At 65.2% G+C, this 8,727-nt stretch carries 9 protein-coding genes; 2 read left to right on the top strand and 7 right to left on the bottom strand.

The features are described 5' to 3' along the window. The 3 genes from AC1DU6_RS12455 to AC1DU6_RS12445 all read right to left on the bottom strand — a co-directional run. On the bottom strand, window positions 1–1,977 hold a 1,977-nt coding region (locus AC1DU6_RS12455; protein ID WP_477857503.1), incomplete at its 3' end, for a M3 family metallopeptidase. Window positions 1,978–2,060: 83 nt separating this feature from the next. After that, window positions 2,061–2,669: a lytic transglycosylase domain-containing protein gene (locus AC1DU6_RS12450; protein WP_056203398.1), complete on the bottom strand. Its 609-nt coding sequence runs from the start codon at window positions 2,667–2,669 to the stop codon at window positions 2,061–2,063. Further along, window positions 2,666–4,411 carry a proline--tRNA ligase gene (locus AC1DU6_RS12445; RefSeq protein ID WP_477857502.1) on the bottom strand — a complete coding sequence of 582 codons (1,746 nt, stop codon included), beginning with the start codon at window positions 4,409–4,411 and terminating at the stop codon, window positions 2,666–2,668. The genes AC1DU6_RS12450 and AC1DU6_RS12445 overlap by 4 nt, the downstream gene beginning before the upstream one ends. A gap of 167 nt (window positions 4,412–4,578) precedes the next feature. On the opposite strand from AC1DU6_RS12445, the gene AC1DU6_RS12440 reads away from it, so the two are divergent. Next, window positions 4,579–5,181 (top strand): RNA pyrophosphohydrolase, encoded by a 603-nt coding sequence (locus AC1DU6_RS12440; protein ID WP_457323373.1) that lies wholly within the window; start codon window positions 4,579–4,581, stop codon window positions 5,179–5,181. A gap of 11 nt (window positions 5,182–5,192) precedes the next feature. Here AC1DU6_RS12440 and proB read toward each other — a convergent pair whose 3' ends face one another. From proB to rplU, 4 genes are all read right to left on the bottom strand, one after another. Next, window positions 5,193–6,308, bottom strand: coding sequence for a glutamate 5-kinase (proB, locus tag AC1DU6_RS12435; RefSeq protein WP_477857500.1), 1,116 nt, complete (start codon window positions 6,306–6,308; stop codon window positions 5,193–5,195). Further along, complete coding sequence (cgtA, locus tag AC1DU6_RS12430; RefSeq protein WP_457443078.1) at window positions 6,305–7,369, bottom strand: Obg family GTPase CgtA; 1,065 nt, start codon at window positions 7,367–7,369, stop codon at window positions 6,305–6,307. Before cgtA ends, proB begins: the two co-directional genes overlap by 4 nt. Window positions 7,370–7,566: 197 nt before the next feature. Beyond that, window positions 7,567–7,830: a 50S ribosomal protein L27 gene (gene rpmA / locus AC1DU6_RS12425; RefSeq protein WP_056203384.1), complete on the bottom strand. Its 264-nt coding sequence runs from the start codon at window positions 7,828–7,830 to the stop codon at window positions 7,567–7,569. 37 nt (window positions 7,831–7,867) lie between these two features. Continuing rightward, window positions 7,868–8,179, bottom strand: a complete 312-nt coding sequence (gene rplU, locus AC1DU6_RS12420; protein WP_056203376.1) for a 50S ribosomal protein L21 — start codon at window positions 8,177–8,179, stop codon at window positions 7,868–7,870. Window positions 8,180–8,546: 367 nt separating this feature from the next. On the opposite strand from rplU, the gene AC1DU6_RS12415 reads away from it, so the two are divergent. Continuing rightward, the coding region (locus AC1DU6_RS12415) for a polyprenyl synthetase family protein (RefSeq protein WP_477857505.1) at window positions 8,547–8,727 on the top strand (181 nt) is incomplete at its 3' end.

Genomic DNA, 8,727 nt, shown 5'->3' with positions numbered 1-8,727 from the left:
GGCCTTCAGCCATTCGACGGTGTCTGCGTCCAGCACCTCGCTCCAGATGTAGGCGTAGTAGCCGGCCGAGTAGCCGCCCATGATGTGGCTGAAGTAAGGCAGGCGATAGCGCGGCGGCACGGGGCCGAAGTCAACGCCTTCGTCCTTCAGCACCTTGGCCTCGAAGGCCATGATGCCGTCGGCTGCGGGCACTTCGCCGGCCTTGAGCTGGTGCAGGCGCTGGTCGACGATGGCGGCGCTCAGATAGGACAGTGTCGTGTAGCCCTGGTTGAAGCGCTTGGCACGCGCCACCTTGTCGAGCAGTTCACGCGGCATGGCCTCGCCAGTCTGGTAGTGCTTGGCATAGCTGGCCAGCACGCTGGGCCAGTCGGCCCAGACCTCGTTGACCTGCGAGGGATATTCAACGAAGTCGCGCGGCACGCGGCCCAGGCCCGGGTATTGGCCCTTGTTGAACATGCCATGCAGCGCGTGGCCGAACTCGTGGAACAAGGTGTTGACCTCATCCCAGGTCAGCAGAGTCGGCTCACCGGCTGGTGGCTTGGGGATGTTGAGATGGTTGGCAACGACCGGCTGCGTGCCCTCCAGCGCGTTCTGGCTGACGTAGGCGTTCATCCATGCACCGCCGCGTTTGCTGGGTCGGGCGTAGAGGTCGGCGATGAAGATGGCGAGCTGCTTGCCGTCGGTGTCGAAGACGTCGTAGGTGCGCACGTCGTCGCGGTAGACCGGCAGGTCGGTGCGGCGCTTGAAGCTGATGCCGTAGAGCTGGTTGGCGGCGAAGAACACGCCGCGCTCCAGCACGCTGGAGAGCTCCAGATAGGGCTTGAGCTGGCTTTCGTCGAAGCCGTACTTGGCGGCACGCAGCTTCTCGGCGTAGTAGCTCCAGTCCCAGGGCTGCAGGGCGAAGCTGGGTTGCTTCTTGGCGGCCTGGTCGGTGTCGATGAGCTTTTGCAGCTCGGCGGCCTCCTGTTTGGCCKACGCCACGGCCGCCGGCCCAAGCTTGCCGAGCATGGCATTGACGGCTTCGGCGGACTTGGCCGTCTCCTCCTCCAGCACATAGGCGGCGGGCGTCGCATAGCCGAGCAGGGCCGCACGCTCCTGGCGCAACGTCATCACGCGGGACACGATGCCCGTCGTGTCATTGGCATTGCCGCGGCTGCCGCGCGCGACGGATGCGCGGTGCAGGCGCTCGCGCAGCGCGCGGTTCTGCAGCTCGGTCTCCAGCGGCTGGATGGTGGTGTTCAGCAGCGTCAACAGGTACTTGCCTTCCAGACCCTTCTTCTTGGCGGTCTCGGCCGCGGCGGCCACCTGGGCCGGCGTGAGCCCGGCAAGATCCTCGGCGCTGTCAACGATGAGAGCCGAGTCATTGACTTCAGCCAGCACCGCCTTGTTGAAGCGCGCGCCCAGCGTCGCCAACTCGGCGTTGATGGCCTTCATGCGCACCTTCTGTTCGTCGCTCAGCTGCGCACCGGCACGCACCATGTCGCGGCGGTAGCGCTCGATGAGGCGCTTGCCTTCGGCGTTGGGCGCTGCCTTGCCACGCGCCGCGTACAAGGTCTCGATGCGGGCGAACAGCTTGGGGTTGAGCAGCACCGCGTCGCGATGGGCGGCGAGCTTGGCGGCGTAGTCGGTCTGCAACTGCTGGCGGGCGGGGTTGGCATCGGCACCAAGCAGGCTGAACAGCAGCGTGGAGGTGCGGCCCAGCAACCGGCCACTCTTCTCCCACGCGACGATGGTGTTGTCGAAAGTCGGCGCTGCAGGGTTGTCGGCGATGGCCTGGATTTCGGCCAGTTGCTCGGCCATGCCCTTGTCCAGGGCCGGGCCGAAATGCTCGTCGCGTAACTTGTCGAACTGCGGGTATTGCAGCGGCAAGGCGCTGGGCGCGAAGAGGGGGTTGTCCGAGGGCTGCTGAGCCCAGCTCAGGCTGGTGGCCAGCAATGTCGTCAGGAGAAGAGGCGCGAAGCGTTTGGCAGCGGGCATGGGTGGCTTGTCTTGTGGACGAAACCTCAAAGCCTAACGCCCTGACCGCTCCCGGCCACAAGCCACGCCGGGAAAGCCCTGAGTCATTTCTCGCCGGGCAGCAACCACTGCCGCCGCGCGGCAAATACGGCGTTCGGATACTCGGGCCGGCCGCGGCTGCCGTTGTAACGGCCCAGAGCAAGGAAGAGGTCGCCCTTCTCCAGGTCCAGGTAGTGGCGCAAGATGACGCAGCCGAAACGCAGATTGCTCTGCATGTGAAAGAGGCGYGCGGCATCGCCGTCGCCGATCAGCTTGGCCCAGAAGGGCATGACCTGCATATAGCCGCGCGCACCGGCGATGCTGATGGCGTATTTGCGAAAGCCGCTCTCGACCTGCACGAGGCCGAGCACGAGGCTGGGCTCCAGGCCCGCGCGCTTGGCCTCGTACCAGACCGTCTCGAGGAACTCGATACGGATCTGCGTCTCGGTTTTGCGCTTCTTCAGCCGCTCGCTCATCGCGCCCAGCCAGCGCAGATAGGCCATGCGCTCATCGACCTGGCTGGCCTCGAACTTCGGGCGCGGCGGGGCCGCCTGGGCGATGGAGGCGGTCAGCGCCGAGCGCATCGAGTCCGCCAGCGGCTCCTCGACCTGGGCGCCGGCCTGCGCCGCCAGCGGCGCGGCGAGCAGGCTGGACAGCAGCAGCCGGCGCTTCAAAGCTTGAGCAGGCCCTTCAGGTGGCCGACCACATCAGCCACGGCGAGCTTGGTCGCGGCCTCGTCGCGACGGCCCTGGTACTCGACCTGGCCTTCCTTCAAGCCACGGTCGCCCAGCACGACGCGGTGCGGCACGCCGATGAGCTCCCAGTCCGCGAACATCGCGCCGGGGCGCTCACCGCGGTCGTCCAGCAGCACGTCAACGCCCAGCGCCTTGAGCTCCTCGTACAGCTTGTGGGCGGCGGCCTTGACCTCTTCGCTCCGGTCCATGCCGATGGGGCAGATGACGACGGTGAAGGGTGCGATGGCGTCCGGCCAGATGATGCCGCGCGCATCATGGTTCTGCTCGATGGCGGCACCCAGGATGCGGGTCACGCCGATGCCGTAGCAGCCCATCTCCATCAGCTTGGGCTTGCCATTCTCGTCCAGGAAGTTCGCGTTCATCGCGGCCGAGTACTTGGTGCCGAGATAGAAGACATGGCCGACCTCGATGCCGCGCTGGATGGCGAGCAGGCCCTTGCCGTCGGGCGAGGGGTCACCGGCAACGACGTTGCGAATGTCTGCAACGACGTCGGGCTCGGGCAGATCGCGGCCCCAGTTGGCGCCGGTGAAGTGGAAGTCAGCCTCGTTGGCGCCGCAGACGAAGTCGCTCATGACGGCGACCGTGCGGTCGGCGACGATCTTCAGCGGCTGCTTCAGTCCGATGGGACCAAGGTAGCCGGGCTTGCAGCCGAAATGGGCGTCGATCTCGCCGCTGGTCGCGAAGCGGAAGCCGCCCTTCAATCCCTCGACCTTGCCGGCCTTGACCTCGTTCAGGTCGTGGTCGCCGCGCACCAGCAGCAGCCAGACCTGGGTCTTGACGATGTTGCCGTCCTTGTCGAGCTCGTCGGTGGCCAGCACCAGGGACTTGACCGTCTGCGCGAGCGGCAGACCGAGCAGCAGCGCCACCTCGGCGCACGTAGCCTTGCCCGGCGTGGGCGTCTTGGTGAGCGTCTGCAGCGCGTCGGCGCGGCCGGGCAGCAGGGCGACGGCTTCCGCCAGCTCGATGTTGGCGGCGTAGTCGCTGGTCGGGCAATAGACGATGGCGTCTTCGCCGGTCTCGGCGATGACCTGGAACTCATGCGAGCGGTCGCCGCCGATGGCACCGGTGTCTGCAGCGACGGCGCGGTACTGCAGGCCGAAGCGGTCGAAGATCTTGCCGTAGGCCGCGTACATGTTGTCGTAGCTGCGGCCGGCGGCCTCGACGTCACGGTCGAAGGAGTAGGCGTCCTTCATCGTGAATTCGCGGCCGCGCATCAGGCCGAAGCGCGGACGGCGTTCGTCGCGGAACTTGGTCTGGATGTGATAGAAATTCTTCGGCAGCTGGCGGTAGCTGCGCAGCTCCTGGCGGGCAATGTCGGTGATGACCTCCTCGCTGGTCGGCTGCACGATGAAGTCGCGGCCATGGCGGTCCTTCACGCGCAACAACTCGGGGCCCATCTTGTCGAAGCGGCCCGTCTCCTGCCACAGCTCGGCTGGCTGGATGACGGGCATCAGGCATTCGACGGCGCCGGCAGCGTCCATCTCCTCGCGGATGATCTTCTCGACCTTGCGGATGACACGAAGACCCATCGGCATGTAGTTGTAAATGCCGGCGCCCAGGCGCTTGATCATGCCGGCGCGCATCATCAGCCTGTGGCTGACGACCTCGGCATCGGCGGGCGCTTCCTTGAGGGTGGAGACGAAGAACTGGGAGGCTTTCATGGGCAGACCGGATCAAAGGCCAGGAGAGCGCCTGGCAAATGCGAAGGCCGGGTGAAAACCCGGCCGAAGTCACGACAAAACAGGGAGAACTCTGCGGGTTAGCGAGGGCGCTGTGACCATCGCGGCCCGATGCAATAATCGAACCAACTAGAGATTTGAGGTTGATTATGCTCGACCGTGAAGGCTTCCGCCCCAACGTCGGCATCATCCTGCTCAACCAACGCAACGAGGTCTTCTGGGGCAAACGCATCCGGACGCACTCGTGGCAGTTCCCGCAAGGGGGCATCAAGCACGGTGAAACGCCTGAGCAGGCGATGTTCCGAGAGCTCCACGAAGAAGTGGGGCTCACGCCAGAGCATGTGCGCATCATCGCGAGGACTCGCGACTGGCTGCGCTACGAGGTGCCCGAGCATTTCATTCGGCGAGATGCGCGTGGCCATTACAGGGGCCAGAAACAGATCTGGTTCCTGCTGCAGATGGTGGGGCGCGACTGCGACATGAACCTGCGCGCCACCGATCACCCGGAGTTCGACGCCTGGCGTTGGAACGAGTACTGGGTGCCGCTGGAGGCCGTCATCGAGTTCAAGCGCGGCGTTTACGAGATGGCGCTGACGGAACTGGCGCGCTACTTGCCGCGCATCAACCATCACAACCGCTATCTGCGCGCCGGCATGCGGCCCGCGCACCGGGAGCGCAACAGCGGGCCAATGCCGCTGGACGCGCCACTGGAGGCAACGGCAACGCCACCAGAGGGCGAGCCGCCCAACTGACGCTGGCGCTCCTAACGGAGAACCAAGTTGTCTCGGTGGATCAGCTCAGGTTCAGCCGCATAGCCCAACAAGGCCTCGAACTCCGACGAGGGCTTGCGCGCAATCAGCCGGGCTTCCGAGGCTGAATAGTTGGCCAGGCCGCGCGCGAGTTCGACGCCCTCGGCCGTCTGCACGGCGATGAYATCGCCACGATGGAAGCCGCCCTGCACTTCCACCACGCCGATGGGCAGCAGACTTTTTCCTTCGTCCCGCAGCTTGATCGCCGCGCCGGCATCCACCTTGACCGAGCCGCGCAGTTGCAGATGGTCGACCATCCACTGCTTGCGCGCCGCCAGCTTGGGCGTGGCCGCCAGCAGGGCCGTGCCAATGGCCTCGCCGCGCGCCAGGCGCAGCAGCACATCGGGCTCGCGCCCCCAGGCGATGACAGTGCCGGCGCCACTGCCAGCTGCGCGCTTGGCCGCGAGGATCTTGGTGATCATGCCGCCGCGGCCGATGCTCGAGCCGGCGCCGCCAGCCATGCGCTCCAGCTCCGGATCGCCGGCCTGTGCCGTATCGATGAAGCGGGCGGTCGGGTCCTTGCGTGGGTCGGCTGAATACAGGCCGCGCTGGTCGGTCAGGATCACCAGCGCATCGGCCTCGACCAGGTTGGCGACCAGCGCCCCCAGCGTGTCGTTGTCGCCAAACTTGATCTCGTCGTTGACGACGGTGTCGTTCTCGTTGATGACGGGCAGCACGCGGTGGGCCAGCAACGTCAGCAGCGTCGAGCGCGCATTGAGATAGCGCTCCCGGTCCGCCAGGTCGGCGTGCGTCAGCAGCACCTGGGCACTGGCCATGCCCTGGGCACTGAGCTGGCTCTCGTACATCTGCGCCAGGCCCATCTGACCGACGGCTGCAGCGGCCTGCAACTCGTGCAGTTCCTTGGGGCGTGTCGCCCAACCGAGACGTTTCATGCCCTCAGCGATAGCGCCGCTGGACACCATGATCAGCTCACGGCCCTCTTTCGCCAACGCCGCCAGCTGGCGGCTCCAGTTCGCGATCGCCTCGGCATCAATGCCGCGGCCCTCGTCAGTGACGAGGCTGGAACCGACTTTGACGACGATGCGGCGTGCGCTGGACAGCAAACTCATTCGGCGGGGCTGTTGGACTCGAAACGGATATCGGGCTCGACCAGCACGTTCTGCTCGGCAGCGACGTGTTCGTAGATCGCATGGATCAGCGGCTGGCAGCCCTGGCGTGTCAGCGCCGAGATCTCGAAGACCGGCCCCTTCCAGCGATAGCGCTTGACGAAGTCCTTCACGCGCGTGGCACGCTCTTCCTCGGGAACCATGTCCAGCTTGTTCAACACCAGCCAGCGTGGCTTGGCATGCAGCTGAGGGTCGTATTTCTTCAGCTCGGCCACGATAGCCTTGGCTTCCTTGACCGGATCGACCTCGGGATCAAAGGGCGCGATGTCGACGACATGCAGCAGCAGCCGCGTGCGTTGCAAATGGCGCAGGAACTGGTGACCGAGGCCAGCCCCCTCGGAGGCGCCTTCGATGAGGCCTGGAATGTCCGCGACAACGAAGCTCTTCTCGGGCGCGACGCGCACGACACCGAGGTTGGGATGCAACGTCGTGAACGGATAGTCCGCAATCTTGGGCTTGGCGTTGGAGATCGCCGTGATCAATGTCGACTTGCCGGCGTTGGGCTGGCCCAGCAGGCCAACGTCGGCCAGCACGCGCAGCTCCAGGCGCAGCTTCTTGGCCTCGCCCGGCCAACCCGGCGTTTTCTGGCGCGGCGCACGGTTGGTCGACGTCTTGAAATGCAAGTTGCCAAAGCCGCCGTCGCCGCCCTTGGCGAGCAGAATGCGCTGGCCGGACTCGATCAACTCGCCGATGACGGATTCGGTTTCCAGGTCCGTGATGATGGTGCCGACCGGCACACGCAGCACGATGTCGTCGGCCGCCGCGCCGAAGCAGTCGGAACCGCGACCAGCCTCACCGTTGCGTGCCTCGTGGCGGCGTGCGTAGCGGTAGTCGATCAGCGTGTTCAGGTTGCGGTCCGCCTCGGCCCACACGCTGCCACCCTTGCCGCCGTCACCGCCGTCCGGCCCACCGAAGGGAATGAACTTCTCGCGACGAAAGCTGGCGCAGCCCGCGCCGCCGTTGCCGGCTGCGATGTCAATGGTGGCTTCGTCGACGAATTTCATGGCTGAGCAGCCATCGTACTGGCTGGGTTGCGGCGCGCCCGCTGCGATTCAGTGCGGCGGGCTTTCCAAAAAACAAACCCGGCAAGCCGGATCAAACAAGCAAAGGCTCCGGCAAGCCGGACCTTAAAAAACAAAAGCCCCGGCGAGCCGGGGCTTGGAAGTATCCGGGCGGGCGACCCGTCCGGATCACGCAATCATCAAGCCGCCAGCGGCGTGATGACGACGGTCTGACGGTTCTTCTCGCCCTTGATGGCGAAGGACACGTGGCCATCGACCAACGCGAACAGCGTGTGGTCCTTGCCCATGCCGACGTTGACGCCAGCGTGGAACTTGGTGCCGCGCTGACGCACGATGATCGAACCTGCGGAGATCAGTTCACCGCCGTAAGCCTTGACGCCCAGCATCTTGGGCTTGGAGTCGCGGCCATTCCGTGTGGAACCGCCGCCTTTTTTCTGTGCCATGAGTTAGCTCCTAGAAATTAGCGAAAGACGACTGAAATCAGCCGTTGACCGCGCTGATTTCCAGCTCGGTGAAGTTTTGGCGATGGCCTTGGCTCTTCTTGTAGTGCTTGCGACGGCGCATCTTGAAGATGCGAACCTTGTCGTGCTTGCCATGGCTGACAACCTTGGCGCTGACAGTAGCGCCGGCGACCAGCGGAGCGCCGACCGTCAGGCCGTCGCCGCTGCCGATGGCCAGCACTTGGTCGATAGTGACCTCAGCGCCGACTTCCACGTCGAGCAACTCGACCTTGATCTTTTCGCCAGCAGCAACCTTGTATTGCTTGCCGCCGGTTTTGATGACCGCGTACATATTCATCCTTCCGCACCCCAGGGGTGCAATCACCCGGCTCCAGCAGCTTGACGCCAGCCATTCAGCCGGTGCCGCCACCCTCGTCGGGCCTTTTTGTCGGTTTTGATCCCCATTGCCCGCCACCCATCAAAGACACACGGCTTGCAAAGAGCCCGCGAGTATACCCTGACGCTTCATCGAAAGGCAATGCTCCACGCGCTGGGCCTCCTGCAAGCCTCACGACAACAGTGCGGCCCGACCATGCCCGCAAGCGCATGGACGCCGTTTCTATAATCACCACATTCCTTGCCTGAGAGTCCACGTGCGCGTCGAGTCAGCCTCGCCCCCATCCCAAGTTGCTGAGGTACTCGCCCTGCTGGCCGACGAAATGGCCCAGGTCGACGCGGTCATCGCGCAGCGCCTGTCCTCCGATGTGGCGCTGATCGACCAGATCGCGCACTACATCGTGCATGCCGGCGGCAAGCGCATGCGCCCCAAGCTCGTGCTGCTGTTTGCGAACGCGCTCGGTTTTGCCAAGCCGGCGCGCTTTGAGTTGGCCGCCGTCGTCG

The organism is Roseateles sp. P5_B10 (assembly GCF_056400485.1).
The sequence above is the reverse complement of the archived record's forward strand: the minus strand, read 5'-3'. Positions and strand labels throughout refer to the sequence as shown.

Bases quoted from the DNA above. Each gene is read 5' to 3' on its own strand.
- AC1DU6_RS12445 (WP_477857502.1), bottom strand. From the start codon at position 4,411: ATGAAAGCCTCCCAGTTCTTCGTCTCCACCCTCAAGGAAGCGCCCGCC.
- AC1DU6_RS12440 (WP_457323373.1), top strand. From the start codon at position 4,579: ATGCTCGACCGTGAAGGCTTCCGCCCCAACGTCGGCATCATCCTGCTC.
- cgtA (WP_457443078.1), bottom strand. From the start codon at position 7,369: ATGAAATTCGTCGACGAAGCCACCATTGACATCGCAGCCGGCAACGGC.
- rpmA (WP_056203384.1), bottom strand. From the start codon at position 7,830: ATGGCACAGAAAAAAGGCGGCGGTTCCACACGGAATGGCCGCGACTCC.
- rplU (WP_056203376.1), bottom strand. From the start codon at position 8,179: ATGTACGCGGTCATCAAAACCGGCGGCAAGCAATACAAGGTTGCTGCT.